This window comes from Streptomyces huasconensis (genome assembly GCF_021028635.1).
GTDB classification, from domain to species: Bacteria; Actinomycetota; Actinomycetes; order Streptomycetales; family Streptomycetaceae; genus Streptomyces; species Streptomyces huasconensis.
In genome coordinates this window covers 3,614,251-3,639,643 of record NZ_CP086119.1, presented here as the reverse complement: position 1 = coordinate 3,639,643, position 25,393 = coordinate 3,614,251, and the positions used below count along the sequence as shown (strand labels likewise).

Below are 25,393 nucleotides of genomic sequence, written 5' to 3'. Positions count from 1 at the left end.
CGGGTATCGGGACTCACGTCACGAGGAGCCCGCAGCCATGTCCACCACCACTCCCGGCACCCCCGAGGCGGCTTCCACCGCAGAAGTGGAACTCGCCATCGGTGGCATGACCTGCGCCTCGTGCGCCGCCCGGATCGAGAAGAAGCTCAACCGCATGGACGGCGTCGAGGCGACCGTCAACTACGCCACCGAGAAAGCCAAGGTCAGCTACCGGGGCGAGGACGTCTCCGTACAGGATCTGATCGCGACCGTCGAGGCCACCGGGTACACGGCCGAGGAGCCCGCACCCGTACGTGACGAGGCCGCCTCGTCGCAGGCGGGTGACGGCGACAGTGAGGAGCGGCGGGCCGACGACGCGCTGCGGCCGCTGCGCGAGCGGCTGGTCACGGCGGTGCTGCTCTCCGTCCCCGTGATCGCGATGGCGATGGTCCCCGCCCTCCAGTTCGAGTACTGGCAGTGGCTCTCCCTCACCCTCGCCGCGCCCGTCGTCACCTACGCCGCCTGGCCCTTCCACAAGGCGGCCTTCACCAACGCCCGGCACGGCGCGGCCACCATGGACACGCTGATCTCGGTCGGCACCACGGCGGCGTTCCTCTGGTCGCTGTGGGCGCTGTTCTTCGGCACCGCGGGCACCCCGGGCATGACCCACCCGTTCGAACTCACCATCGCGCGCAGCGACGGCGCCGGGAACATCTACCTGGAGGCGGCGGCCGGCGTCACCGCCTTCATCCTGGCCGGGCGCTACTTCGAGGCCCGCTCCAAGCGGAAGGCCGGGGCCGCCCTCAAGGCGCTGCTCCAGCTCGGCGCCAAGGACGTCACCGTGCTGCGCGACGGCGGCCGCGAGGAGACCGTGCCGGTGGGCGAGCTGAGGACCGGCGACCGGTTCCTCGTCCGGCCCGGCGAGAAGATCGCCACGGACGGCAAGGTCGTCGAGGGCGCCTCGGCCGTCGACGCCTCCATGCTCACCGGCGAGTCCGTGCCGGTCGAGGTCGGCGAGGGCGACGCGGTCACCGGCGCCACCCTCAACGTCGGCGGACGCCTCGTCGTCGAGGCCACCCGCGTCGGCGCCGACACCCAGCTCGCCCGCATGGCCAAGCTCGTGGAGGACGCGCAGAACGGCAAGGCCGCCGCCCAGCGCCTCGCCGACAGGATCTCCGCGGTGTTCGTGCCGGTCGTCATCGGCCTGGCGCTCGCCACCCTCGGCTTCTGGCTCGGCAACGGCGCCGGACTCACCGCCGCCTTCACCGCGGCCGTGGCCGTCCTGATCATCGCCTGCCCCTGCGCCCTGGGGCTGGCCACCCCGACCGCCCTCATGGTCGGCACCGGACGCGGCGCCCAGCTCGGCATCCTGATCAAGGGGCCGGAGGTCCTGGAGTCCACGCGCCGCGTCGACACGATCGTCCTGGACAAGACCGGCACCGTCACCACCGGCAAGATGACCCTGCTCGCCACGCACACCACTCCCGGTACCTCGGCTTCCGAGGTCCTGCGCCTCGCGGGCGCCCTGGAGCACTCCTCCGAGCACCCCATCGCCCGGGCCGTCGCGGCGGGCGCCGCCGAGCGGGCCGGCGCGCTGCCCACGCCCGAGGACTTCGCGAACGTGGCGGGACGCGGCGTGCAGGGCATCGTCGAGGGACACGCGGTCCTGGTGGGCCGCGAGGCGCTTCTCGCCGAGTGGGAGATACGTCTTCCGGTGGCGCTGGAGCGGGCGAAGGCGGAGGCGGAAGCGGCCGGGCGCACGGCCATCGCGGTCGCCTGGGACGGCGAGGCGCGGGCGGTCCTTGAGGTCGCCGACGCGGTGAAGGACACCAGCGCCGAGGCGATCCGGCGGCTGCGGGCGCTCGGCCTGACCCCGATCCTGCTGACCGGTGACAACAAGGCGGTCGCGGCGTCGGTGGCCGCGGAGGTCGGCATCTCCCCGGAGCACGTGATCGCCGAGGTCATGCCGCAGGACAAGGTGGACGTGGTCAAGCGGCTCCAGGCCGAGGGCCGCTCGGTGGCCATGGTCGGCGACGGCGTGAACGACGCGGCGGCGCTCGCCCAGGCCGACCTGGGCCTCGCGATGGGCACGGGGACGGACGCCGCGATCGAGGCGGGCGACCTGACGCTCGTACGAGGTGACCTGCGGGCCGCGGCCGACGCGATCCGGCTCTCGCGGCGCACCCTCGGCACGATCAGGACGAACCTGTTCTGGGCCTTCGCCTACAACGTCGGCGCGCTGCCGCTGGCCGCGGCGGGGCTGCTGAACCCGATGATCGCGGGGGCCGCGATGGCCTTCTCCTCGGTCTTCGTGGTCGGCAACAGCCTGCGGCTGCGGGGGTTCAAGCCGCTGGCCTGAGCGGTCTCCCCGTCCTCCGGTCCACCCCGGCGCGAGCTGTTTCCCCCGCGCCGGGGTGTTCGGCGCGTAGGCTGGGTCGCGATTGGACTAGACCTGTGCCTGTGTCCCTGTCTGAGCCGGGGGTTCTCTGAGCCGGGTTCTCGACGAGAAGGAAGAGACATCCATGAGCAAGCGTGCAGTCCTGGAGGTGATCGCCCTCGACGCCGAGGACGCCGTCGCCGCCCAGGCCGGAGGCGCGGACCGCCTCGAACTCGTGACCGACATGGCCGCGGACGGGCTCACGCCGTCGCGCGAGACCTTCGCCGCGATCCGGTCCCGCGTCGACATCTCGCTGCGCGTCATGCTGCGGCTCGCCGACGGATTCGCCGCCGGGGACGTGGACGCGCTCGTACGGCGTGCCCGTGAGCTGAGGGCCGAGGGCGCCGACGAGTTCGTCCTCGGCTTCCTCGACGAGGCGGGCGGGCCCGACCTCGCCGCGGTCGAGACGCTGGTCGCCGCGCTCGACGGCTGCCGCTGGACCTTCCACCGGGCGATCGACCGGGCCGCCGACCGCGACGCCCTGCGCAAGCAGCTCGCGGAGCTGCCGGGCCTCGACACGTATCTCACGGCGGGGGCCGCGGGGGGCGTCGACGAGGGGCTGCCGACGCTGGTCGCCGAGGCGGCGCGGCGGGGCGAACCGGGGTACGAGCCGCGGCTCCTGGTCGGCGGGGGGCTGCGGCTGGAGCATCTGCCGGGGCTGAAGGCGGCGGGGCTCGACGCGTTCCACATCGGGGGCGCGGCGCGGCCGGGTGGCTGGGCGGCGGGGGTCTCCGCGGGGGCGGTGGCGGAGTGGCGGGCGGCGGTTGACGCGTAGCGCTCCGCGGGTTGGCGGGGTTTCGGGTGCGGGTTCGGTGGGGGCTTGTCGCGCAGTTCCCCGCGCCCCCCTGCCGGGGGCTTAGGGGGGCGGTGGGGTCGGGTCCCGTCGGGGCTTTTGGGTGCGGGTTCGGTGGGGGTTGCTCGCGCAGTTCCCCGCGCCCCTTAGGGGGCTTCGGTGGGCGGTGGGTGCGCGCCCCTGATGGGGGCTTCGGTGGGGGCTGCGGTACAACTGAGGGGAGTGGGAGGGGAGTTCATGAACGTATCCAGCAGTCGCGCCTTGCCCGTCGCCGCCGCCGCGCTCACCGGGACCGTCGCGCTCTACATGGCGCTCGTCGCGTTCGGGAACATCACGGACTTCGGCACCAACCAGCAGTTCGTACGCCACGTCCTCGCGATGGACACCACCTTCAAGGACGAGGACCTGATGTGGCGCGCGGTGGAGTCCACCGCGCTCCAGGACGCCGCGTACGTCGCGATCATCGTCTGGGAGACCGTCGCCGCGCTCGCCCTCGTCGCGGCGACCGTGCTCTGGGCCAAGGCCCTGCGGCGACACGGCGGTTACCGGAGCGCGCGGCGCCTCGGCACCGCCGGGCTGCTCATGGTCCTGCTGCTCTTCGGCGGCGGCTTCATCGGCGTGGGCGGCGAGTGGTTCGCCATGTGGCAGTCCGAGGACTGGAACGGCCTGGACGCCGCCACCCGCGTCGTGACACTCGCGGGCCTCGTGCTGATCGTCACCCACCTGCCCGGCGCCCAGGCCGAAGAAAACTCCCGCTAGGCCAGCTGCTCCGGCAGCGGGGCCGCGTGCACCACGATCAGGCCGGACACGGCACGGGTCAGCGCCACGTACAGGCGGCGCAGGCCCGTCCGCTCGTCGGGCTCGCCGTCGACCACGGCGGCGGGCTCGTCCAGCACCACATAGTCGTACTCAAGACCCTTGGCGAGGGACGCGGGCACCAGGGTCAGCCGGGTGTCGGGCGTGGTCTCCTCGCCGGGGGAGAGATACGTGACCCCGGCCGCCGTCAGGGCCTCCGCCAGCGCCGGCACGCGCGCGTCCGCCGCGATGAGCCCGATGGACCCCTCCCGCCGCAACGACTCGGCGCACGCCTCCAGGCAGGCCGCGTCCAGGTCCGCCACCTCCCGCACCACGAGCGAACCGGGCGACTCCCGCACCGAGGCGACCTCCGTGAGCCCCGGCGCGATGGCGGGCAGCAGCCGCGACGCGTACGCGATGACCTCGCGCGGCACGCGGAAACCGGCCGTCAGCTCCTCCACGACCGCGTCCGCCTTGCCGAGATGGCCCAGCGCCTCGGCCCAGCTCCGGGTCGCCCACGGCGTGGTGCCCTGCGCCAGGTCGCCGAGGACGGTCGCCGAACCGGTCGTGCAGCGCCGCCCCACCGCGCGGTACTGCATGGGGGAGAGGTCCTGCGCCTCGTCGAGCACGACATGCCCGAGCGACGGCGTGCGCGAGACGAGATCGTGGGCCTCGTCGATCAGCACCGCGTCGGCGGCCGACCACTTGGCGGACTTCACGCTCCTCGGCGGCTTCGTCCACAGCAACGCCTTCTGCTCGTCCGCGTCGAGGACGCCCTCGGCGTGCTCCGCGAGGAACTCCGCGTCGGACAGCAGCCGCAGCACCAGCTTCGCGGGATCGACCGGCGGCCAGATGGCCTTCACCGCGGCCTTCACCGCTGGGTTGCGCGCCACGGCGTCCTGCACGCGGTCGTCGGGCGCCTCGCCCGCCTGCTCCATGCGGACGAGCACCGCGTGGGCGACGCGCTGCGGCAGGGCGTCGCGGGCGGCCCCGTACCGGATGTCGCGCGCGAGCAACTCCCGGACGATCTCCTCCAGTTCGTACGCGGGTACGCGCCACCGGCGGGAGCCCCGTACGACCATCACGGGCTCGGTCGGCAGGGCCACGTGTGAGCGCACGGCCCTGCGCAGCACCTCGGCCATGCGGGCGTCACCCTTGACGAGGGCGGCGGCGGTGTCGTCCGTGCCGCGCACCTCCACGTGGGCGACGAGGTCGTCGACCGTGGCCTGCTTGACCTCCAACTCGCCGAGCGCGGGCAGCACTTGCTCGATGTAGTGCAGGAAGGAGGCGTTCGGCCCGATGACGAGGGTGCCGGTGCGGGCCAGGCGCTCCCGGTGGGCGTACAGGAGGTAGGCGACGCGGTGCAGGCCGACGGCGGTCTTGCCGGTGCCGGGGCCGCCCTGCACGCACACGCTGCCGCCGAGCCCGCTGCGGACGATCTCGTCCTGCTCGGGCTGGATGGTCGCGACGATGTCCCGCATCGGGCCGACGCGGGGCCGCTCGATCTCCCGCTGGAGCAGCCTGCTGGCCCGCTCGTCCTCGGCGGGGTCGCTGAGGTGCTCGTCCTCGTACGCGGTGAGGTCACCGCCGGTGTACCCGAAGCGGCGGCGCAGCGCGATGTCCATCGGGTTCTTCTTGGAGGCCCGGTAGAACGGCTGGGAGACCGGCGCGCGCCAGTCGATGACCATCGGGTCCCCGTCGGCGTCGTGCACGTGCCGCCGCCCGATGTAGAACTGCTCGCCGTCCGCGCCCTCGGCCTGGTCGGCGCCCGGGGCGTGGAGGTAGTCGAGGCGGCCGAAGAAGAGGGGGGTGTGGGCGAGGTCGGCGAGGGCCTTGATGCGGTCGTCGATCTGCCGTTCGAGGACCGCGGCGTTCACCCAGTTCGCGGTGACGTCGCGGATGTCGAGGGCCTCGGCGTCCTCGCGCATGGCGCGCAGGGCCGCGCGGGACGCGGTGAGGTGCGCGCGCTCGCGGGCGAGGGGGTCGGCGGGGTCAGGGGCGAGGTCAGGGGCGGGGTCGGTCTGGTCGTGCGCCTGCACGGATGCCTCCGGCGGTTCAGCGGGGGTGGGACTGTTGCTGCTGCCGCCCGGTTTCCGTCCGGGGGGCGGCGCTCCGCGCGGGAGGCCGGGGGAGGGGGCATCGTAGGTGGGGGGTGGGGGGTGGTGACAAATGGTTTTTCGGGTGCGGGTGGGGTGTGGCTTGTCGCGCAGTTCCCCGCGCCCCCCTGCCGGGGGCTTCGGCGGGGCGGTGGGTTCGGGGTCCGTCGGGGCTTTTGGGTGCGGGGCGGTGGGGGCTGGTCGCGCAGTTCCCCGCGCCCCTTTCGGGGGCGTGAGTGGGCGTCCGTTCAGGGGCGGGACGTTTCGGGTGCGGGTGAGTCGTGGCTTGGCGCGCAGTTCCCCGCGCCCCTTTCAGGGGCGGCGAGTGGGCGCCCCTTCAGGGGCGCGGGGAACTGCGCGATCAGCCCCCGCTCAGCCGCACCCGCATGGCGCCGGAGGCCACGTCACTCGTCGTCCGCCAGTTCCGCCACGCCCGTGATCCGGTGGAGGGCGAACGTGCGGACCTCGTCCGCCGTGTGGTCGTACGCGGTGACGAAGCCCCCCTCCACCCGCACCGGAGCGATCACCCGCTGGCTCGCCGCGCCCTCGGCGTTGACGTACCCGATCCACACCGCCTCGCCCGTCATCACGGCGGCCTGCACCGTGGCGAGGGTCTCCGCGGACGTCGTGCGGGGCAGCGAACCGCTCGGCGTCTCGTGGACCTCCTTGCGCGGCGCGGTCGACGCCAGGTCCCCCGCGCGGATCGCCCGCACCGCCGCCGCGACGAGCGTGTCGTCGGGCAGCGGCGGCCCATCCGGCACCGGCTCGGGCGCCGAACGCGGCGGCGTCCGGTGGGCGTGCGCCCGGGTGATCAGGACGTCACCCTCCGGGGACTCCGCCGCGGGCGCGAAGCCCATCGACCGCAGGCCTTCGAGGAGCGTGCCGGGGTCCGCCTGGGCGGCCAGCACGGTCGGCGCGAGGCGGCGCAGCCGCAGCCCCTGGGAGCGCTTGTCGGCCAGGATCTCGTTGAGCAGCGCCTCGTCGTCGCACCGTACGTAGGCGGAGGCCGCGCCGATGCGCAGGTGGCCGTGGCGGCGCGCCACGTCGTCGATCAGATACGCGAGGGGCTGCGGAACCGGCGTACGGGAGTGGGCCGCCAGGAACGCGTGCAGGTCCGATGCGGACTGCCCCGCGTCCAGCGCGCGCCGCACCGAGCCCGGTGTGAAGCGGTAGACGGTGGCGCCGCCCTTCGACTCGACGTCGGCGAGCACGGCGAGGGCCTCGGCGAGCGGCCGCTCCAGCGGACCCGGCGCCACGGCGGTGAGGTCGGCCTGGAGCAGGACGTGGTCCAGCGGCTGGGGCAGGAGCGGGGCGAGCAGCCGGGCGGCCGCGGCGCCCCGGGCCCGCGCGGTCGCGGTGTCGTCGGTCGCCAGTCCTCGGCCGTGCCGCGTCGGTTCGGTGTTGTCGGTCGGCAGTCCTCGGCCGTGCCGTGCCGGATCGCCGTCGTCGGCCAGCAGCGCCCTGCCGTGCCGCGACAGCGCCCCGCGGCCCGTCACGCCCAGCAGCTCCGCCTCGTTCAGCGTCCACCCCGCGATACGGGAACGCAGGTCCTGCGCGGCCGGGGACGGGCGCTCCCAGCGCAGCCGGGCCAGCAGCGAGTCCACGTCGGGCTCCGCGCCCTCGGGGAGCCCGGCGAGCAGTGCGAGGACCCGGCGGCGTACCTCCGGGGCGGCCGAGCGGTCCAGATGCGGGCCGAGCGCCGACAGCGTGCGGTCCTTGCCGTCACGGCCGCCGATCAGGCCCGCCGTGCGGGTCGCCGACAGCCAGGCCGTGGCGAGGGCGGCCCAGCGCTCGGGGGCGGGCAGCTCCTGCCACTCGTCGTAGGCGGGCGTCGCCGCGTACCGCTCGTCGGCCTCGCCGTCGGAGGCCACCAGGCCCGCCGCGTAGGCCAGTTCGACCCAGAAGGCGGCCACCGGCTCGGGCAGGTCGAGCGCCACCGCCGTCCGCTTCAGGTCGCGCACGCTCAGGCCGCCCGCGCGCAGCACGGCGGGGCCGCCCTCGTCCCACTCCTTCAGCAACTCCTCGACGGTGGCGAGCGCCGTGTACGCCTGGCCCGCCGCCGTCGCGTCCACAACCTGTGGACGGTGTTCGCGCGCCGCCACGACCGGCGGCGGCACCGGCTCGGGCGAGCGGTGCGCGCGGCCCCCGCGCAGGTGCAGGGCGGCCTCGCGGGCCAGGACGACCGTGCCCGGCGCGGTCGGCAGCAGCAGCCCCCGGTCCAGGAGCCAGCGCAGGTGGCGGGCCGGGTCGGCGGTGACCTGGCCGTAGGGCGGGCCCCAGACCAGGCGGGAGAGCACCTCCACCGACTCGGCCGGGGCCTCGTCGAGCAGCGCCGACATGCGGGCGCGGTCCGTGAACAGCGCGGTGAGGGACTCCACCGCCGAGACCGGGTCGTGGGTGGTGGGCAGGCCCGCCGCCGCCACGATCGCCTGGAGACGGGTGGGCGACATGCCGGCCGTGGCCTCCGCCACGGTCGGGCCGAGACCCGTGGGGGACGGGTGCTGCGGGCCCGGGGCGAGCAGCTCCCGGGCCGTGCGGACCAGGCGCAGACGGTCGTCCGGGCCCCAGACCAGGGCCTGCTCGTGGAGGGTGCCGAGCGCGCGGGGCAGGGCCTCGGCGACGGCCGGGTCCCCGTCGTCCCCGGCAAGCAGCCCGAGCACCTCGTCGTACGTCGTGGGCTCCGGGGCCACCGCCAGGGTCTGCGCCACCTGCTGCGCGAACCGGTCGAGCCGCTCCAGGGCGCGCACCACGGAGGCCCGCGTGCCGGCCCGCGTCGCCAGCTGCGTCAGGTCGGTGGGGACGGGGTTGAGCAGGTCGGGGCGGGCGTGCAGCAGCCCCGCCAGGGCGTCGTCCTCGCGGGAACGGAGCGCTTCGGCGAGGGAGCGGGGGGTGTCCGCGGGGCGCGGGGTGCTCGCGCCGGCGTTCGCGGTGGCCGTGGGGTGCGGCGGCTCGTCGGGGCTCATCCGGTTCACGTTAGCGGGCCGGGGGTGTGCTGCGGGGCCCTGCGGGGCCCTGCGGGGCTTGGGCGGTGTTCTGGGTGCGGGCTCGGTGGGGGCTGGTTGCGCAGTTCCCCGCGCCCCTTTCGGGGGCTTGATCGTGTGCTGGGTGCGGGTCGGTGGGGGCTGGTCGCGCAGTTCCCCGCGCCCCTTTCGGGGCGTGGTTGTCGTCGACGTCACCTTCTTCGCTTCGTGCGATGCGGCACACTGGACGTTTGGCCTAAGGAAAGGGCGCGCGCGTGAACGGTCCCCTCATCGTCCAGTCGGACAAGACTCTCCTGCTGGAGGTCGACCACGAGCAGGCCGACGCCTGCCGCCGTGCCATCGCTCCCTTCGCGGAGCTGGAGCGGGCGCCCGAGCACATCCACACCTACCGCGTCACCCCGCTCGGGCTGTGGAACGCCCGCGCCGCCGGGCACGACGCCGAGCAGGTCGTGGACGCGCTCGTGGAGTTCTCCCGGTACCCCGTGCCGCACGCGCTGCTCGTCGACGTCGCCGAGACGATGGCGCGGTACGGCCGTCTCACCCTCTCCAAGCACCCCAGCCACGGCCTCGTCCTGACGACCACCGACCGGCCCGTCCTCGAAGAGATCCTGCGTTCGAAGAAGGTCCAGCCGCTGGTGGGCGAGCGGATCGACGCCGACACCGTCGTCGTGCACCCCTCCGAGCGCGGGCAGATCAAGCAGACGCTGCTGAAGCTGGGCTGGCCCGCCGAGGACCTCGCCGGCTACGTCGACGGCGAGGCCCACCAGATCGACCTGGCCGAGAACGGCTGGTCGCTGCGGCCCTACCAGCAGCAGGCCGTCGAGGGGTTCTGGCACGGCGGCAGCGGTGTCGTCGTCCTGCCCTGCGGAGCCGGGAAGACCCTCGTCGGCGCGGGCGCCATGGCACAGGCCAAGGCCACCACCCTCATCCTGGTGACCAACACCGTCTCCGCCCGGCAGTGGAAGCACGAGCTGGTCAAGCGGACCTCCCTGACGGAGGACGAGATCGGTGAGTACAGCGGTACGCGGAAGGAGATCCGGCCCGTCACCATCGCCACGTACCAGGTGCTGACGACGAAGCGGAAGGGCATCTACCCGCACCTGGAGCTGTTCGACTCCAGGGACTGGGGTTTGATCGTGTACGACGAGGTGCACCTGCTGCCCGCGCCCGTCTTCAAGTTCACCGCCGACCTCCAGGCGCGGCGCCGCCTCGGACTCACCGCGACGCTGGTGCGCGAGGACGGGCGGGAGTCCGACGTGTTCTCCCTCATCGGGCCCAAGCGGTTCGACGCCCCGTGGAAGGAGATCGAGGCGCAGGGCTACATCGCGCCCGCCGACTGCGTCGAGGTGCGGGTCAACCTCACCGACGGCGAGCGGCTCGCGTACGCCACCGCCGAGGCCGAGGAGAAATACCGCTTCTGCGCGACGACGGCGACGAAGCGGAAGGTGACCGAGGCGCTGGTGCGGAAGTTCGCCGGACAGCAGATCCTCGTCATCGGCCAGTACATCGACCAACTCGACGAGCTGGGCGAACACCTGGACGCGCCCGTCATCAAGGGCGAGACGTCGAACAAGGAGCGGGAACGGCTCTTCGACGCGTTCCGCAACGGCGAGATCAACGTCCTCGTCGTCTCCAAGGTCGCGAACTTCTCGATCGACCTGCCGGAGGCCACCGTCGCCATCCAGGTCTCGGGCACCTTCGGGTCACGCCAGGAGGAGGCCCAGCGGCTCGGCCGGGTCCTGCGGCCGAAGGCGGACGGGCACCAGGCCCACTTCTACTCGGTGGTCGCCCGCGACACCATCGACCAGGACTTCGCCGCGCACCGGCAGCGGTTCCTGGCGGAGCAGGGGTACGCCTATCGCATCGTCGACGCGGACGAACTGCTGGCCGGGAGCTGAGGCGCGCCGCCCCGCAGGGGCGGCGGCAGCAGCACCAGGGCCGCCAGCGCCAGGGCCAGCAGGGGGTACGGCGAGGCCAGCGGCTGCTGCCACCAGGGCAGGCGCAGGTCCAGGTCGCCCTGGTGCGGGAGCAGCCAGAAGGTACGGGCCGTGAAGAGCACGGCGACGGCCGCGGCCAGGCGTGGCCTGCCCTCGGCGACGAGGAGGGCCAGGAGCGGTACGCACCACACCCAGTGGTGGGACCAGCTGATCGGGGAGATCAGCAGGGTCGTGAGTGCGGCCAGGAGTACGCCGTGGGGGTCGGCGGGGGCGGCGGCAGCGGCAGTGGCGGCGGGCGGGCGGCGGGTGAGGAGCAGGGCCGCGGCCGCTGCCGTCGCCGTCGCCGCGGCGGGGAGTGACCAGGCCAGGCCCGGGTCCGCGGTGTGCGTGACGCGGGCGATCAGGCCCTGCAGCGACTGGTTGTCCACGATCCAGGCCTTGCCGACGCGGCCCGTCTCGAAGACGCGCCGCGTCCAGAAGTCGGCGCTGGCGCCGGGCAGTACGAGCGCGCCCAGCAGCACGGTCGAGGCGCAGCCCGCGAGCGCGGTCGTCGCCTCGCGTACCCGGCCGGTGAGGAAGAGGTACGCGATGAAGACCGCCGGCGTCAGCTTGATCCCGGCGGCCACACCCACCGCGAAGCCCTTGCCGGGTGTGTTCCACCGCTGGGTCCGGGGCCGGGTCCGGGGCTGGGTCCGCGTCAGGTCCCAGAGGATCAGGCAGGCCAGGGCGAGGTTGATCTGTCCGAACACGATGGTCTGGAAGACGGGTTCCAGCCAGAGGGCGAGGGCGGTGGCGGCGCAGAGGTGGGGGGCGCGGAGGCGGAGGCCGGTGAGGCGGCAGGAGAGGTGCAGGAGCAGGGCGCAGAGGGCGGTGTTGCCGAGGAGGAAGGTGAGCTTGAGGGCGGGGAGGGGGAGCCAGGTCGTCGGGACGAAGAGGAGGGCGGCGAACGGGGGGTAGGTGGCCGGGAGTTCCCACTCGGTGACGGTGAACCCGTAGAGGTCACCGCCGCTCGCCACGGCTTCGCCTTCGGCGCGGTAGACGAGGGTGTCGGCCATGGGGATGTGCTGGACGGCGCAGAGGGTGGCGAGGGCGGCGAGGGAGAGGGGGAGCGCGGCGGTGCGGAGCTTCACGGGTGGGGACCCTAGTGGGTGACGTGCGTGGGATGCCCGTTTTGGGTGCGGGTGCGCGCCTTGGATTCGTGTGTGGGGCGGGGCCGCGGGGGTATGTCCGTGCTCGCCATCTTGGCGCGGGCCTGCGGTTGCTCATCGCCTCGGCCTGACCACCACTGTGCTCCGCGCGCACATACCCCCACGTCCCCTCCCGTGCGCTCGCGGCTGCGGACCGTCGTCGCCCATGTCCCCTCGGGCGCGTGGGCGACTGCGGGCAGTGGTCGCCCACGCGCCCTCACGCGCGTGGGCGACTGCGGGTCGTGGTCGCCGACGTCCCTTCGGGCGAGTGGGTGACTGCGGGCCGTGGCCGCCGACGTCCCTCCGGGCGAGTGGGTGACTGCGGGGCCGTGGCCGCCGACGTTCCTTCGGGCGAGTGAGCGGCTGCGGGTTGTCGCGCCCGCGTCCGCTTGGGCGCGTGGGTGACTGCGGGTCGTGGCCGCCGACGTCCCTTCGGGCGAGTGGGTGACTGCGGGTTGTCGCGCCCGCGTCCGCTTGGGCGCGTGGGTGACTGCGGGTCGTGGCCGCCGACGTTCCTTCGGGTGAGTGAGTGGCTCCGGGTTGTCGCACCCGCATCGGCTCGGGCGAGTGAGTGGCTGCGGGTCGTCGTCGCCCGCGTCCCCTCGGGCACACACGCGACTGCGGACCGGTTCCATCTCCGCCGTATAACGGCCGCCCTTCCACCTCCCCTTGGCCCTCTCGCCGCCGAGTATCGGGCGCCACCTCCGCCCTCGCCCGGGCCTTTCGCTACCGGGCATCGCGCCCCGCCTGCCCCCGGGCCTCTCGCTGCCGGGTAACGCGCCCCCCGCCTGCCCCCGGGCCTCTCGCTGCCGGGTAACGCGCCCCCCGCCTGCCCCCCCCGAACCTCTCGCCGCCGAGCAACGCCCACCCCGCCCGCCCCTACTCCGACATCTCGACGCCGGGTTTCGGGCGGGTGGGTGGGAGACATCCGGCGCGGAGCGGCGGGGTAGGGGATGCCGCCGGGCGCCCCTTCGCGGCGGGGTAGGGGATACCGCCGGGTAAGAAGGCGCCGGTGTTGTGGGGGACCCCCGCCGAACCGGTACCGTCAAGGCCTGGCAGAACGTCAACGCCACCACCCCGGAGGGGACTTCGTGGGGATCGAGAGCGACCAGCTGGTCTACGACTACCTGAGCCGGGTCGGAGACCTGGCCCAGCAGCGGCAGCTGCCCTCGGCCGCCCGCATGCGCCTGGTCGCCGACCTGCGCGCCCGCATCGACCGCAGCCGCGCCGACGCGGCCGACAGCCCCGCCGCCATCCGCCGCATCCTCGCCGGCCTCGGCACCCCGGAGGAGATCGTCGACGGGGCGGACGGCGCCCCCACCGACGTATCCAAGGCGCCGCCGAGCGAGAGCAAGCCGAAGCCCCGCCCGGCCGTACCCACGCAGCGCGCCCCCCGGGTGCCCGGCGGCAAGGAGGGGTGGCGGCTCGTGCCCCGGCCCCGCCGGGCCGCCAAGGACGTGCCGCAGGACCTCGTGGAGGGGCCCCGGCCCTCACCCCCGCACCTCGCCGGCACCGACGAACTGGGCCCCAGCGGCTCCGAGCCCGACTGGTGGCGCCTGGACAGCACTCCGTTCGGCGGCGCCGACACCGTCCCCGGCTTCGTCGGCGGCGTGGAGATCCCCGAGATACTGAAGCCCCCGCCCTCCCCCGACGACCCCGACCACCACACCCCCGGTGCCGAAGCCGCAGAGGGGGAGGCGGCCGAGGAGTCCGCCCCGGGCACGAAGCGGTGGCGCCGGCTGCCCCGCCTGCCCGCCCGCGGCACCGGCGTCGGGTTCACCAACCCCCTGCTCCTGCTCGCCGCGGCCCTGCTCCTCGTGGGCGCCGTCCTCGGCAGCCTGCCCGCCCTCGGCGGCGGCTGGCTCATCGCCTACCTGTCCCGTCGGCTCACCCCCGTCGAAACCAAGACGGCCGTGTTCGGCATGCCGGGGCTTGCGCTGGCCGCCGGGTTCACCTGGCTGTGGGGGCGTACGGAGGGGAAGTGGGGCGAGCCGATCCGCGACGGCCACATGAGCGACGCCATCGGCGAGACATGGCCCTGGGTGCTGCGCGGCGCGGCCGTCGCCTCCGCGCTCTTCCTGGTGTGGAGGTCGCAGCGGCGACGGCCGTAGGAACAAGAGGAACAAGAAGAAGAGGGCGTGGCTACTTCTTCTTCGTCAGGTCCGCCTGCATCTCGTCGAGGATCTTGTCCGCCGCCGTGTAACCGATGCCCTGAATCCACAGTTCGTCCTCGACGGTGTGGACGTTGCCCGACTTCACCGCCTTCATGTTCTTCCACAGGCCGCTGCCCGTGGTCTGCGTCTGCTTGGCCTTCTTCGGGTCGCCGTACGTGGACTGGAAGATGACGTCCGTGTCGGCGAGGTCGATCTTCTCGGGCGACAGGTCGTAGGAGAAGCCGTCCTTCGCCTTGGCGGAGATCGGCGCGCGGCCGAGGCCGACGTCCTTGAGGATCGTCGCGATGTAGCTCTGCTCGCCGTAGAGGCGGATGTCGGCGCCCTCGATGAAGCGCAGGACGTTGACCTCCGTCGCCTTGGCCTTCGCGGGGCCGCCGATGGCCTCGGTGACCTTCTTGGCGTGGGCCTCGTAGTCGGAGACGACCTTCTTCGCCTCGGCCTTCTTGCCCAGCGCGTCGGCGTGCACCTGGAAGTTCTCCTTCCAGGGGTAGCCGGTCGTCTCCGTCATGACGGTCGGCGCGATCTTCTTGAGCTGGTCGTACTTGGCGGCGTGCCGGATCTTCGAGGTGAGGATCAGGTCCGGCTTGAGCGCGGCGATGGCCTCCATGTTGGGGTTGAGCATCTCGCCGACGTCCTTGACGCCGCTGAGCTCGTCCTTGGGCAGGTAGCCCGGGAAGCCCGACTCCGCCTCGACGTGCGTGGCGCCGACCGGCTTGACGCCGAGCGAGATCGCGGAGTCCAGCTCGGCGGTGTCGAGGACGACGACCCGCTTCGGGCTGACGGGCACCAACACGTCGCCCATGGCCGACTTGACGGTGTGCGTCCTGCCCGAGCCGGCGCCCTCGTCGGAGTCCGAGGAGCCGCAGGCGGTCAGCGCGAGCGCGCCGGTCAGGGCCAGGGAGCCGGTGAGGAGCGCGCGGCGGCGCAGCGGGGAGTGGGAGCGGGAGCGGTTCATGGGTCGCCTTTCGTACGGCTATGCGGGGGTGGTGCTGGTGCGGGCGGGCGCGGTCGATGACCACGGTGCCCCGGGGACGACCAGTGGGGAGCCGGTCACGGGGTCCGGCACCACCACGCACTGCAGGCCGAAGACCTCGCGGACGAGTTCCTCGGTGACGATCTTCGACGGGGGTCCCTCGGCGACGATCTGGCCGCTCTTCATGGCCACGAGGTGGTCGGCGTAGCGCGCGGCCTGGTTGAGGTCGTGCAGGACGACGACGACCGTGCGGCCCCTGTCATGGTTCAGCCGGCGCACGAGGTCGAGGACCTCGACCTGGTGGGAGATGTCCAGGTAGGTCGTCGGCTCGTCGAGGAGGAGCAGACCGGTGTCCTGGGCGAGGGCCATCGCGATCCATACGCGCTGGCGCTGGCCGCCGGAGAGTTCGTCGACGGGGCGTTCGGCGAGCGCGGCCACGTGGGTGCGCTCCATCGCCTCCGTCACCGCCTTCTCGTCCTCGTCGGACCACTGCTGCCACCAGTGCTGGTGCGGCTGGCGGCCGCGGGCGACGAGGTCGGCGACCGTGATCGCCTCGGGCGCGACGGGCGTCTGCGGGAGCAGCCCGATCTGCTGGGCGATCTTCTTGGTGGGCAGCTTGGCGAGCGCCTCGCCGTCCAGCAGGACCGCGCCGCTCCTCGGCCTGAGCAGCCGGCCGAGCGCCCGCAGCGTCGTCGACTTGCCGCAGGCGTTGGGGCCGACGATCACCGTGACCTCGCCGTCGGGGATCGCCAGGTCGAGGCGGTCGACGACCGTGCGGTCCTCGTAGGCGAGGGTCAGCTCGCGGGCCGTAAGGCGGGCTGTCACGACGTGCCTCCATTGCGGACGGAGCGGCTGCGGACGATCAGCCAGATCAGGTACGGGGCTCCGACCGCCGCCGTCAGGACGCCCACCGGCAGCTCCGTGGGCGAGAAGACGCGGCGGGCCAGGAGGTCCGCCAGGACCACGATCAGCGCGCCGGTCAGCGCCGAGGACAGCAGCGGGATCTGGGCGGTGCGGGTGAGGCGGCGGGCGATCTGCGGGGCCAGCAGCGCCACGAAGTCGACGGGTCCCGCGGCACCGGTCGCCACCGAGGCGAGGACGACGCCGAGCAGGACGAGACCGAGGCGTACGTGTCCCAGGCGCACCCCGAGGGCCGTCGCCGTGTCGTCGTCCATGGTGACCGAGCGCTGCGCGCGGGCCGCCCAGAGCAGGAAGGGCAGGAGGACGAGCAGCGTCAGCGCGAGGGGGTCGGCCTCCGCCCAGCCGCGGCCGTTGAGCGAGCCCGTCATCCAGATCTGCGCCTGCTGCGCGACGAGGTAGTCGCCCTTGGTCATGAAGAGAGTCGTCACCGAGCGCAGGGCGATGGCGAGGCCGATGCCGATGAGCACGAAGCGGGTGGCGTGCAGGCCGCCGCGCCACGCGAAGACGTACACGAGGGCGGCCGCCGCGATACCGCCGATCACGGAGAGGTAGGGCAGGACCGTGTACGAGGTGACCCCGAAGGTCATCGCGCCGACGGTCAGCGCGCTCGCGCCCTGGCTGATGCCGATGATGTCGGGGCTGGCGAGCGGGTTGCGGGCGACGGTCTGGATGAGCCCGCCCGCCACGCCGAACGCGGCGCCCACGAGCACCCCCACGACCAGGCGGGGTTCGCGCAGCGTGCCCACCACCAGTTCATCGGCGGACGGCTGCCCGAAGACGACCTTCAGGGCCTCGACGGGCCGCACGTACGACTCGCCGACGCAGAGGTACGCCAGACAGCTCGCCGCGAGCAGCACGCCGAGGCCGAGCGCGACGAGGGCGGCGCGGCGGTGCACGAGGAAGGCCGCCCTGCCCAGGCGTACGACGCCGTATCCGGCTGGCCTGATCCGCGGGGACGCGAGGCTCACGCCGCCACCGCCTTCCGGCGTACCAGGGTCACGAGGAACGGCACGCCGATCAGCGCGGTCATCACTCCGGCGGGCACCTCACCGGGCGGGAAGAGCACGCGTCCCACGGTGTCGGAGACGAGCAGCATCACGGGGCCGAGCACCGCCGCCATCGGCAGCACCCAGCGGTGGTCACTGCCCACGAGCGCGCGGGCGATGTGCGGGACGGCGAGGCCGATGAAGGCGAGGGGACCGGCGGCGGCCACGCCCGCGCCGGTGAGGATCGTCGCGCCGAGCCCGCCGACGATCCGGACCGCCGCCACGTTCTGGCCGAGCCCCTTCGCCACGTCCTCGCCGAGCGCGAGCGCGTCGAGGCCCCGCGCGACCGCGAGGACGAGCACCAGGCCCACCAGGAGGAACGGCCAGATCTGGCCGGCGATCTCGGAGTCGCGCCCGGAGAGCGACCCCACCTGCCAGAACCGGAACTCGTCCAGCGCCGACGCCCTGGTGGTGAGGATCGCCGTGGTCAGCGAGACCAGCAGGGCGTTGATGGCGGCGCCGCCGAGCGCCAGCTTCACGGGCGTCGCCCCGCCGCGTCCGCTGGACGCGATCGCGTACACGGCGACCGAGGCGAGGCCGGCGCCCACGAACGCGTACCAGACGTAGCCGGTCAGCGTGTGGACGCCGGCGAAGGCGATGGCCGCGACCACGCCCACCGAGGCGCCCTGGCTGATGCCGAGGATGCCGGGGTCGGCGATGGGGTTGCGGGTGATGCCCTGGAGCACCGTGCCGGCCAGCGCGAGCGCCGCCCCGACCATCAGGCCGATCACGGTGCGCGGCACCCGCATCTCACGGACCACTTCGGCGGAGTCACTGTGCCCGCCGTGCAGCAGCGCGTCGAGGACGGCGGTGGGTGCGATGGCGCGGGCGCCGACGGCGAGGCTGAACAGGACGGCGAGCAGCAGGGCCACGACGGCCGCCGTCAGCACGGCGGCACGTCGGACGGGCACACGCATCGGCTGGGCTCGTTTCGGAGTGCGGCACGGAACGTCATGTTGGTAAGGCTTGGCTAAGTCTAGGCCGGGGGGCGGGGCCGCCTCGGCAGAATGGGGCGCATGACATCACGCGCGCTGACCGTCGGCTTCGACCTCGACATGACCCTGATCGACTCCCGGCCCGGGATCAGGGCCGCGTTCCGGGCGTTCTCCGCGGAGACGGGGACGTACATCGACGCGGACCTGGCCGTCACGCGGCTCGGGCCGCCGCTGGAGCAGGAGCTGAGGCACTGGTTCCCCGAGGAGGCGATCCCGGAGGCGGCCGACCGCTACCGTGAGATCTATCCCACATACGCCATCGAGCCGACGCTCGCGATGCCCGGCGCCCGCGAGGCGGTGGCCGCGGTCCACGCGCACGGCGGCCGCGCCATAGTGGTGACGGCCAAGCACGAGCCCAACGCGAAGCTGCACCTGGCGCACCTCGGCATCGAGGCCGACGCGGTCATCGGCTCGCTCTGGGCGGAGGCGAAGGCCGTGGCGCTGCGTGAGCACGAGGCGTCGGTGTACGTCGGCGACCACACCGGCGATGTACGCGGCGCGCGTACGGCGGGCGCGCTGTCCGTCGCGGTGGCGACCGGGCCGTGTGACGCAGCGGAACTGCGCGCGGCGGGCGCGGACGTGGTCCTCGGCGAGCTGACGGAGTTCGGGGCCTGGCTCGACGCGTACGCCGCGCGGGAGCGCGGTTAGCCGGCCGCCGACCTGGCCTGGCGCCGCTGCACGGCGATGCCGCGCAGCACGCCCGCGGCCGCGATGAGGAAGCCGACGCCCATCAGCATGCACACCGCGTAGGCGAGGGGCGGGAAGGGGTCGGTGCCGAGGAACAGCGGGGCCACCGTCACCAGTGTGGCCACGGCGCCGACGAAGAAGACGATCGCTCCGATCCGGACCATCCCGTCGCCGGGCCCGGCCGAATTCGCTTGGGTTTTGTCACGCACCCCACCAGGGTAGTTCCCAGCCCGAAGGAGGAACCCGGACGAAGAGATCGGGGACGTCTTGTCACCGGCTCCCGGACCAATAGTCTTGGTCCCGGCGGGTCGGGCGACCCGCTGTAGTGCTATCCAGAGCCGTTTTCGCCCTGTCACCTCCGGTGGGGCGGACCGGCACAGACGAGTACGAGGACGAGGACTTCACGTGCCTACCGGCAAGGTCAAGTGGATTCACTAGGCACGCGTGTCTTAGGGTGGCGATCATGCAACCCAACCTCCGCTACCTGGCGTGTCTCCGACTGTCCTCCGACTCCGACGAGTCGACCGCGATAGTCCGGCAGCGCCGGGGCATCAACCACTACGTCAACGCGCCGCACGTGGCCGGCACCATCGTCGGCGAAGCCGAGGACACCGACGTGTCCGGTGGCCTCTCCCCGTTCCAGCGCCCCAAGCTCGGCCGGTGGCTCAACCACCGCTACGACGAGTTCGACGTACTCATTGCCTCCAAGCTCGACCGCTTCACGCGGCGAGCCCTCCACTTCAACGAACTGCTGAAGTGGTGCCAGGACCGCGGCAAATTCATCGTGTGCGTCGAAGAGGGATTCGATCTCTCAACCGGCCCCGGCAAGATGATGGCCCAGATCACGGCCGTATTCGCCGAGGCCGAATGGGACACCATCCAGGCCCGCATCCTGAACGGCGTGCAGACCCGCCTCGAAAACAAGTCCTGGCTGGTCGGCGCAGCCCCGGCCGGTTACAAGATCATTCCCGTCGAAGGTGAGCGTCGGAAGATCATCGACCGGGAGGAGTCCTACTGGCCGGTGATCGAAGAGATTAAGACGCGGATCAAGGAGAAGAAGCAGACCACCCACAAGATCGCCAAAGAGTTCAACGAAAAGAAGATCCTCACCTGGAGCGATCATCAGCGCGTGCTCAAGGGCCAGGAGCCGAAGGGCATCATGTGGCAGGCGACGATCATCAACAAGATGGTCCGCTCCAACTGGTTCGCAGGCATCTACACCTACAAGGGCGAAGCGGTTCTCGACGACACCGGAGAGCCGTACATCATGCCGAAGAAGCCGCACGCCACGATGGATGAGTGGTTCGACCTCGTCGACCGCATTGCCCCCGCCGAGAAAGAAGAGGGGGAGACCGAGACGCGGTCCGCGAAGAGTCTTCTCGCCGGGGTCGCGAAGTGCGGTGAATGTGGCGCCGCCCTCGCCCGAGTCCCCACCTCGGGGGCAAAGCGGAAAGACGGCACCCGTGCACCGTCGAAGCACTTCTACCGCTGCACCAACCGATTCCGCGGAGGCACCTGCACGAAGGGCGCCTACATCGAGTGCGAAGAGCTGGACAAGGTCGCCGAGGACATCATCGTCAGCAGCGTGGGCCAGTGGGAGATGTACGAGCGCTCCGGCGCCGGCCCCTCGAACCAGAAGGCGTTGGAAGCGGCCGAGGCCCGGCTGACCAAGCTCGAAGCCGACTTCCTCGAAGGCAAGTACGACGGGGAAGGCCAGGAGGAGTCCTACTGGCGGATGCACAAGGCCCTCTCCGGCAAGGTGCAGGGCCTCAAGAAGGCCGAGGAAGAGCGCAAGAAGCCAGAGATCAAGGCCACCGGCCGCAAGTACGCGCAGGACTGGGCCGAGAAGGACGAGCACGACCGCCGGGACTTCCTCCGCGAGTACAAGGTCACCATGTGGGTCTGGCGTGACTGCCTGCCGAACATGACCCGCGGCAACCGCTCCGGAGCCGTCCTAGACCTCGGAGAGATCGGCCGCATCGCCGAGGAACTGAAGCTCGTCATGCCCGAGCAGGTCGACTGGCTGTGGCACGGCTGGAACGTCCCCCAGCACTGGGCCTCGCCCCACCTGCTGGACGACCCCGAGTTCCGCGAGCAGATGGAGAAGACCTACGGGTCGGCCGAGCTGCCCAAGGTGCTCCAGGACCGCTTGGACAAGTACAAGAAGGAGCGCGAAGAGCGCGAGGCCGCCGAGAAGGCTGCCTGACGAACCCCCAGGGCCCCCGACGCGGTGGATGCGTCGGGGGTTCCCTTTTGCTCATTAAGTTACCTGTGAGTCACATCGCGCCGACCCGCGCCAAGATCGCCTAGAACGCGTGTTTGGATGTTCGCGGAACTATTCGCTCCGCTTCTAGGGGGAAGCCGTGCGCCTGTCCGCGCTGAAGTCCGTGCCGCTCGGAGCTGTACTCGGATACTCGATGATCGCGGTGTCCATACCCGTCGCCATCGTGGGAGGAATGCACGATCGAGCGGCCCACGCGGAGCAGAAGCCCGCGCCGATAACAGCCCCACACCCGGCGACCGAGACCGCCAACGGCAACGAGGTCCCCCGCGAAGTCGCAGGTTCCGTTGACCACAACGCCGCGAGCGCACACGAGATGCACGGTGGAGAGCCGGACTCCGGCAACCCCCCGCCCAAGAAGCCGTCGAAGCAGCAGCGCAACAGCGACAGACCGCGCCGAGGCGTCGCGGGCGACAAGGAGTGCACCCCGAAGCCGAAGGGCGGTGAGGACGCGGAGGAGTCTGACGAGCCGAAGAAGCCGAAGAAGCCAGAGGCGGAGAAGGAGAAGAAGGAGGAGAAGAAGAAGTCCCTCATCGGTGACTCGGTGGACAAGCTCATCCCCGGATCGAGCAAGTACCTGCCCGACTGGGCGAAGCCCATCGTCTTCGACGTGAAGAAGAAGTCCGTCGACCCGGACGCCGTGGACGCCTTCCTGGCCCAGGACGGAACCCTCGTCGTCCACGCCATCCTGGACCCGGCCAAGCAGAAGGACTCCGGCGGCCTCCTCGGCGTGTTCGCCGCCTTCACGGACGAGCCGGCCGCGCAGGACGGTATCGAGGTGCTGCTGACAGTCGAGGACCCGAGCACCGCTTCGGCCTCCAACCCCACGACCGTCCAGACCATCGTGGTAGCCCCGGACGCCCCGGAGCCCGTCACGAAGACTGCCGAGGTCTACAGCGCCGAGCAGGTGGACAAAGTGGCCGAGACGACCGTCGACCAGACGGTGAAGGAGGCCACTGAGGAGGCCGCGTCAGCGGCATGACGAAGAGCGGCCCCCTCGGAATGGAGGGGGCCGCCCACAATGATTCATTCACGGGGAGGGGATGAGACACCCCGCCCGCAGGCGAGGGCAGGAGGGGAACAGGCGGGGCGTCTCGGTACGGGGGGTCACGCGGCCGGCACGTCGATACTCCAGTCGATATTCCAACGGGTGCGAAGGACCATCAGGGCCTCCTCGGCGCTGTTCACCGCCTGGTGGAGGCCGACATCGCCCATCACGACACGGCGCAGCACTTCCTCACGCCACCCGGCCGGTAAAGCCTTGAGGCGCGCAACCAACTGCCGCGTGAACTGGAGACCGGTCGTCCGGTCCTCGGTGGTGAACGGCGGTGCGACGCCGCACAACAGGGCGACGAACTCGACCGTCCTCGCCAGCTCGGGGAGCTTGGCCCTACCCTCCGGCGATTCGAGGTCGAGTTCCGCACTGTCCGCGGCGGCCCACAGGACCGCAGCCTTGTCCGCCCCGCACAGGTCGCCCCAGAGGCCGCGAGCCCGCAGTTCGGCCACCATCGCCGGGCCGGCGTTCCTCGTGGCCTGCTCCAGGTGGCTTTCCAGGACTCGGCTGCGACCGAGCCGGCCGAAGGTGGAGGCGATGTCCCGCAGGTTGTCCAGGGACGCCGGGAGCTGCACCTCGGCCCCGGTCATACCGGCAGCCCCCAGGAGGTGCCGTCAGGGGACTCGAACCACAGGCGGTGGGCACCGTCCGGCGACACCGTGAGGCCGAACCGCTCCCACCGGGGGTGGCTGTTCTCGGCGTACCAGGCCCACATGTCCTCGACAGTCGACCAGATGCCGCGCTTGCCGCACTCCTCGAACCGAGGCCGCTTGTGAGCCTGGTACACGCCTTCCGCCCAGGACCCGTCCGGGGCGACCAGCCGACGCAGGGTGCCCTCGCCCTCCTCCTCGTATCCGTACTGGAGCTGCACGCCCGGCATGAGCGCCGCGAGCAGGAAGTTGAAGTGGTAGCTGTCGAACGCTTCGAGCGGGACCTCGGTGGAACCGCCCTCCTGCGGTTCAGCGTCCCGAGTCGACCGCGCGTTGGCCTTGTCCGGCCGGGCCGGCATGAAGCTCCCGCCATCAGGATGGAACCGGCCTTCGAGGGTGCCGTTCGGCTGTGCGTCGAGGACGACCAGCGCGCTCGACATGGGTGGGAAGAGGTTGGCGACCAGCCGGCCACCCGGTTCCACTGCCTTGCGGAGGCTGGGCGTGATGCTGGGGATCGCGCAGGTGACGATCACCTTGTCGAAGGTGCCCTTCCACCGCCAGGCCGTGATGTCTGCGGTGATGATGTCGGGCTCGTAGCCCAGGCCGGACAGGGAGTTCTTGGCCGTGGTGGTGAGCGCGGGATCGATGTCCGCGGTGACGAGCTGGTGGCTGCTGTTGAGGCGGTGGCAGATCAGCGCAGCCTGATAGCCGGTGCCGGTGCCCGCGTCCAGGACCCTGTCCTTCGGGTCGATGTCGAGAGCTTCGAGCATCCGCGCGGTGAGGCTGGGCTGCGTGCTGGACGAGGTGGGGGTGCCCGTCCAGAGACCGCCCTCTTCCTGCTTGGCCGGGTCGAGATGGGTCACCAGGGTGGCGTTGGTGTAGATCGGGCGCAGCCACTCTTCCCCATCGTCGACGGTGACCTTCTTCCACCGCGTGGGGGTTCCGCCCTGGCTCTGGAAGTAATCCGAGACGAACGCGTGCCGAGGGGTCTCCTCGAAGGCCCTGGCCCAGTGGCCGGTGGTGAGGTCACCGCTCTGCTTCAGGGACTCGGCGAGGTTGCTGGCGAGGGGGTTCCAGGTCATCGGCTGCACCAATCCTCCAGGGTGCGGTAGATAGAGGAAGCAAGGGGGATCGCGTCTGAGTCCATCCATGCCCACTGCCCCGAGGGATTCGCCTCCAGGAACGTCCACGTGTCGTCGTGGACGATGAAGTCGAACGCGGCGTACGTCAGCCCCATGGCACCCATGTAGGAGCGGACGGACGTAGCTACCGAGCAAGGGGTACGGACGAACGAGTATTCCAACGCGTCGTAGTCAGAGCGCCAGTCGATACGAGACAGGGTGCTGCCGGCGTCGATCCGGACACTGTGGCACGTGTTGTCGACGTAGATCAGGCGGACCTCGTAGTCCTTGGGGATCTGTTCCTGGAAGAGGTGAGCGGTCACCTCAACCCCGTGAAGCGCTTCGAGGTCCACCACGCGCGTGTACATCGACTCGCCGCCCTGGCTGTGCGTGATGTAGGGGGTGCCGAGCGGCTTGGTGATCAGGGGGCCGTCGATGCCCTTGGCGAACTGGACGACGGCCTCGGAACGGTTGGTGATCAGGGTGCGGGGGGTGCGGAGCCCGACCGACTTGGCCACCTGGAGCTGCCGCGGCTTGAACTCGGCGGCAGAAGCCTTGGCCGGGTGATTCATCCACCGGGCGTCGAGGCCCGTGATGACACCGCCGAAGCCGATGCGAGCGGCGCCGCGCGCCCAGTGCGCGTCGGAGGCGGACAGCTCGGGGAAGTCGAAGAGCCGCGGGCGGTTCCAGTAGACGGCCTTGATGTCGGACAGCTCGACGCTGCGGTGCCGGTTCGCCAGCGTGCCGACCCAACGGCCATCCTCGATACGCGTGTTCAGCTCCAGCTCGCTGGGGAAGTCTCGCGTGTCCATGCGGAAGACGGGAACGTTGGCTGCGGACAGCCCCTCCACGACGAGGTCTGTCCCCGCCTCGAAGGGGCCATCCACCACCAGGACGGTGTTCGTCACTCGAAGACCCCAGGGTCCTGGCCCTCGTCGTGCGGCGGCGGGTTCTTCGGGTCGCCGTCCGGGTTGGTCTTCTGCGAGGTCGCCATGGCCGTGAGCGGCGTACCGTCCGGCATGGCGGCCGTCTGGGTCAGGGGGTTGTAGACGGGGGTCTCACGCCGCACGGTGGTGACCGGCTGGAACCGGGCGCCGGCCACGGCGTACGGCCGCGTCCCGGAGGGCCTGTCGGCCACCGGGGCGTGCCCCTGGAGGGGCAGGGGGGCAACGAGCTGCACTGCGAACTCCTTCGGTCGATCGGATAGGGCACTTCACCTCACGGGCGCTGGGACTCAACGCTGGTGAGGGGTCAGGGGGTAGGGATCTCCGAGATCCAGCCGAGGG

Annotated in this window: 20 protein-coding genes; 8 read left to right on the top strand and 12 right to left on the bottom strand. The window is 72.0% G+C overall.

Annotation, left to right across the window (positions count from 1 at the left end):
- The first annotated feature begins 37 nt into the window (after positions 1-37).
- From J2N69_RS16470 to J2N69_RS16460, 3 genes are all read left to right on the top strand, one after another.
- A complete protein-coding gene (locus J2N69_RS16470; RefSeq protein ID WP_230901468.1) occupies positions 38-2,338 on the top strand; it encodes a heavy metal translocating P-type ATPase in 2,301 nt (766 codons plus the stop codon).
- Between the two features lie 163 nt (positions 2,339-2,501).
- A complete protein-coding gene (locus J2N69_RS16465; protein WP_230901467.1) occupies positions 2,502-3,191 on the top strand; it encodes a copper homeostasis protein CutC in 690 nt (229 codons plus the stop codon).
- 255 nt (positions 3,192-3,446) lie between these two features.
- The gene (locus J2N69_RS16460) at positions 3,447-3,968 is read left to right on the top strand and encodes a DUF2165 domain-containing protein (RefSeq protein WP_230901466.1); all 522 of its coding nucleotides are present in this window, start codon (positions 3,447-3,449) and stop codon (positions 3,966-3,968) included.
- Here J2N69_RS16460 and J2N69_RS16455 read toward each other — a convergent pair.
- Positions 3,965-6,043: a HelD family protein gene (locus J2N69_RS16455; RefSeq protein ID WP_230901465.1), complete on the bottom strand. Its 2,079-nt coding sequence runs from the start codon at positions 6,041-6,043 to the stop codon at positions 3,965-3,967. The genes J2N69_RS16460 and J2N69_RS16455 overlap by 4 nt on opposite strands.
- Positions 6,044-6,504: 461 nt before the next feature.
- Positions 6,505-9,063, bottom strand: a complete 2,559-nt coding sequence (locus J2N69_RS16450) for a helicase C-terminal domain-containing protein (RefSeq protein WP_230901464.1) — start codon at positions 9,061-9,063, stop codon at positions 6,505-6,507.
- Between the two features lie 272 nt (positions 9,064-9,335).
- Here J2N69_RS16450 and J2N69_RS16445 point away from each other — a divergent pair, with 272 nt between their 5' ends.
- Positions 9,336-10,979 (top strand): DNA repair helicase XPB, encoded by a 1,644-nt coding sequence (locus tag J2N69_RS16445; protein ID WP_127913169.1) that lies wholly within the window; start codon positions 9,336-9,338, stop codon positions 10,977-10,979.
- Here the strand turns inward: J2N69_RS16445 and J2N69_RS16440 are convergent.
- Positions 10,937-12,073 carry a glycosyltransferase 87 family protein gene (locus J2N69_RS16440; protein WP_230904745.1) on the bottom strand — a complete coding sequence of 379 codons (1,137 nt, stop codon included), beginning with the start codon at positions 12,071-12,073 and terminating at the stop codon, positions 10,937-10,939. The two genes, J2N69_RS16445 and J2N69_RS16440, sit on opposite strands and share 43 nt — an antisense overlap.
- 1,223 nt (positions 12,074-13,296) lie before the next feature.
- Between J2N69_RS16440 and J2N69_RS16435 the strand changes: the two genes are divergently transcribed.
- Positions 13,297-14,316, top strand: a complete 1,020-nt coding sequence (locus J2N69_RS16435) for an HAAS signaling domain-containing protein (RefSeq protein WP_230901463.1) — start codon at positions 13,297-13,299, stop codon at positions 14,314-14,316.
- Between the two features lie 31 nt (positions 14,317-14,347).
- Here J2N69_RS16435 and J2N69_RS16430 read toward each other — a convergent pair whose 3' ends face one another.
- Genes J2N69_RS16430 through J2N69_RS16415 form a run of 4 tightly spaced genes read right to left on the bottom strand, consistent with a single transcriptional unit; the run spans position 14,348 to position 18,236 of the window.
- The gene (locus J2N69_RS16430; protein WP_230901462.1) at positions 14,348-15,334 is read right to left on the bottom strand and encodes an ABC transporter substrate-binding protein; all 987 of its coding nucleotides are present in this window, start codon (positions 15,332-15,334) and stop codon (positions 14,348-14,350) included.
- Positions 15,335-15,352: 18 nt separating this feature from the next.
- The gene (locus J2N69_RS16425) at positions 15,353-16,177 is read right to left on the bottom strand and encodes an ABC transporter ATP-binding protein (protein ID WP_230901461.1); all 825 of its coding nucleotides are present in this window, start codon (positions 16,175-16,177) and stop codon (positions 15,353-15,355) included.
- Positions 16,174-17,241, bottom strand: a complete 1,068-nt coding sequence (locus J2N69_RS16420; protein ID WP_230901460.1) for a FecCD family ABC transporter permease — start codon at positions 17,239-17,241, stop codon at positions 16,174-16,176. Before J2N69_RS16420 ends, J2N69_RS16425 begins: the two co-directional genes overlap by 4 nt.
- The gene (locus J2N69_RS16415; protein ID WP_230901459.1) at positions 17,238-18,236 is read right to left on the bottom strand and encodes a FecCD family ABC transporter permease; all 999 of its coding nucleotides are present in this window, start codon (positions 18,234-18,236) and stop codon (positions 17,238-17,240) included. The genes J2N69_RS16420 and J2N69_RS16415 overlap by 4 nt, the downstream gene beginning before the upstream one ends.
- A gap of 99 nt (positions 18,237-18,335) precedes the next feature.
- Here J2N69_RS16415 and J2N69_RS16410 point away from each other — a divergent pair, with 99 nt between their 5' ends.
- Positions 18,336-18,962: an HAD family hydrolase gene (locus tag J2N69_RS16410; RefSeq protein WP_230901458.1), complete on the top strand. Its 627-nt coding sequence runs from the start codon at positions 18,336-18,338 to the stop codon at positions 18,960-18,962.
- Here J2N69_RS16410 and J2N69_RS16405 read toward each other — a convergent pair.
- Positions 18,959-19,210 carry a hypothetical protein gene (locus tag J2N69_RS16405; protein WP_127910835.1) on the bottom strand — a complete coding sequence of 84 codons (252 nt, stop codon included), beginning with the start codon at positions 19,208-19,210 and terminating at the stop codon, positions 18,959-18,961. The two genes, J2N69_RS16410 and J2N69_RS16405, sit on opposite strands and share 4 nt — an antisense overlap.
- Before the next feature lie 254 nt (positions 19,211-19,464).
- Between J2N69_RS16405 and J2N69_RS16400 the strand changes: the two genes are divergently transcribed.
- Positions 19,465-21,207, top strand: coding sequence for a recombinase family protein (locus J2N69_RS16400; RefSeq protein WP_230901457.1), 1,743 nt, complete (start codon positions 19,465-19,467; stop codon positions 21,205-21,207).
- A gap of 250 nt (positions 21,208-21,457) precedes the next feature.
- Complete coding sequence (locus tag J2N69_RS16395) at positions 21,458-22,264, top strand: hypothetical protein (RefSeq protein WP_230901456.1); 807 nt, start codon at positions 21,458-21,460, stop codon at positions 22,262-22,264.
- Between the two features lie 125 nt (positions 22,265-22,389).
- Here the strand turns inward: J2N69_RS16395 and J2N69_RS16390 are convergent, their stop codons facing one another.
- From J2N69_RS16390 to J2N69_RS16375, 4 genes are read right to left on the bottom strand one after another with little or no spacing between them, the layout of a single operon-like run.
- Complete coding sequence (locus J2N69_RS16390) at positions 22,390-22,926, bottom strand: hypothetical protein (protein WP_230901455.1); 537 nt, start codon at positions 22,924-22,926, stop codon at positions 22,390-22,392.
- Entirely contained in the window at positions 22,923-24,068 is a 1,146-nt protein-coding gene (locus J2N69_RS16385) for a methyltransferase domain-containing protein (RefSeq protein ID WP_230901454.1), read from the bottom strand. Before J2N69_RS16385 ends, J2N69_RS16390 begins: the two co-directional genes overlap by 4 nt.
- Positions 24,065-25,015, bottom strand: coding sequence for an MvdC/MvdD family ATP grasp protein (locus J2N69_RS16380; RefSeq protein ID WP_230901453.1), 951 nt, complete (start codon positions 25,013-25,015; stop codon positions 24,065-24,067). Before J2N69_RS16380 ends, J2N69_RS16385 begins: the two co-directional genes overlap by 4 nt.
- The gene (locus J2N69_RS16375) at positions 25,012-25,287 is read right to left on the bottom strand and encodes a hypothetical protein (RefSeq protein WP_230901452.1); all 276 of its coding nucleotides are present in this window, start codon (positions 25,285-25,287) and stop codon (positions 25,012-25,014) included. Before J2N69_RS16375 ends, J2N69_RS16380 begins: the two co-directional genes overlap by 4 nt.
- Positions 25,288-25,393 lie beyond the last annotated feature (106 nt).

Excerpts from the sequence above, each read along its gene's own strand:
- J2N69_RS16440 (WP_230904745.1), bottom strand. The coding sequence starts at position 12,073 with ATGGCCGACACCCTCGTCTACCGCGCCGAAGGCGAAGCCGTGGCGAGC.
- J2N69_RS16385 (WP_230901454.1), bottom strand. The coding sequence starts at position 24,068 with ATGACCTGGAACCCCCTCGCCAGCAACCTCGCCGAGTCCCTGAAGCAG.
- J2N69_RS16465 (WP_230901467.1), top strand. The coding sequence starts at position 2,502 with ATGAGCAAGCGTGCAGTCCTGGAGGTGATCGCCCTCGACGCCGAGGAC.
- J2N69_RS16415 (WP_230901459.1), bottom strand. The coding sequence starts at position 18,236 with ATGCGTGTGCCCGTCCGACGTGCCGCCGTGCTGACGGCGGCCGTCGTG.
- J2N69_RS16460 (WP_230901466.1), top strand. The coding sequence starts at position 3,447 with ATGAACGTATCCAGCAGTCGCGCCTTGCCCGTCGCCGCCGCCGCGCTC.
- J2N69_RS16395 (WP_230901456.1), top strand. The coding sequence starts at position 21,458 with ATGCACGATCGAGCGGCCCACGCGGAGCAGAAGCCCGCGCCGATAACA.
- J2N69_RS16450 (WP_230901464.1), bottom strand. The coding sequence starts at position 9,063 with ATGAGCCCCGACGAGCCGCCGCACCCCACGGCCACCGCGAACGCCGGC.
- J2N69_RS16400 (WP_230901457.1), top strand. The coding sequence starts at position 19,465 with ATGCAACCCAACCTCCGCTACCTGGCGTGTCTCCGACTGTCCTCCGAC.
- J2N69_RS16430 (WP_230901462.1), bottom strand. The coding sequence starts at position 15,334 with ATGAACCGCTCCCGCTCCCACTCCCCGCTGCGCCGCCGCGCGCTCCTC.
- J2N69_RS16410 (WP_230901458.1), top strand. The coding sequence starts at position 18,336 with ATGACATCACGCGCGCTGACCGTCGGCTTCGACCTCGACATGACCCTG.
- J2N69_RS16390 (WP_230901455.1), bottom strand. The coding sequence starts at position 22,926 with ATGACCGGGGCCGAGGTGCAGCTCCCGGCGTCCCTGGACAACCTGCGG.
- J2N69_RS16470 (WP_230901468.1), top strand. The coding sequence starts at position 38 with ATGTCCACCACCACTCCCGGCACCCCCGAGGCGGCTTCCACCGCAGAA.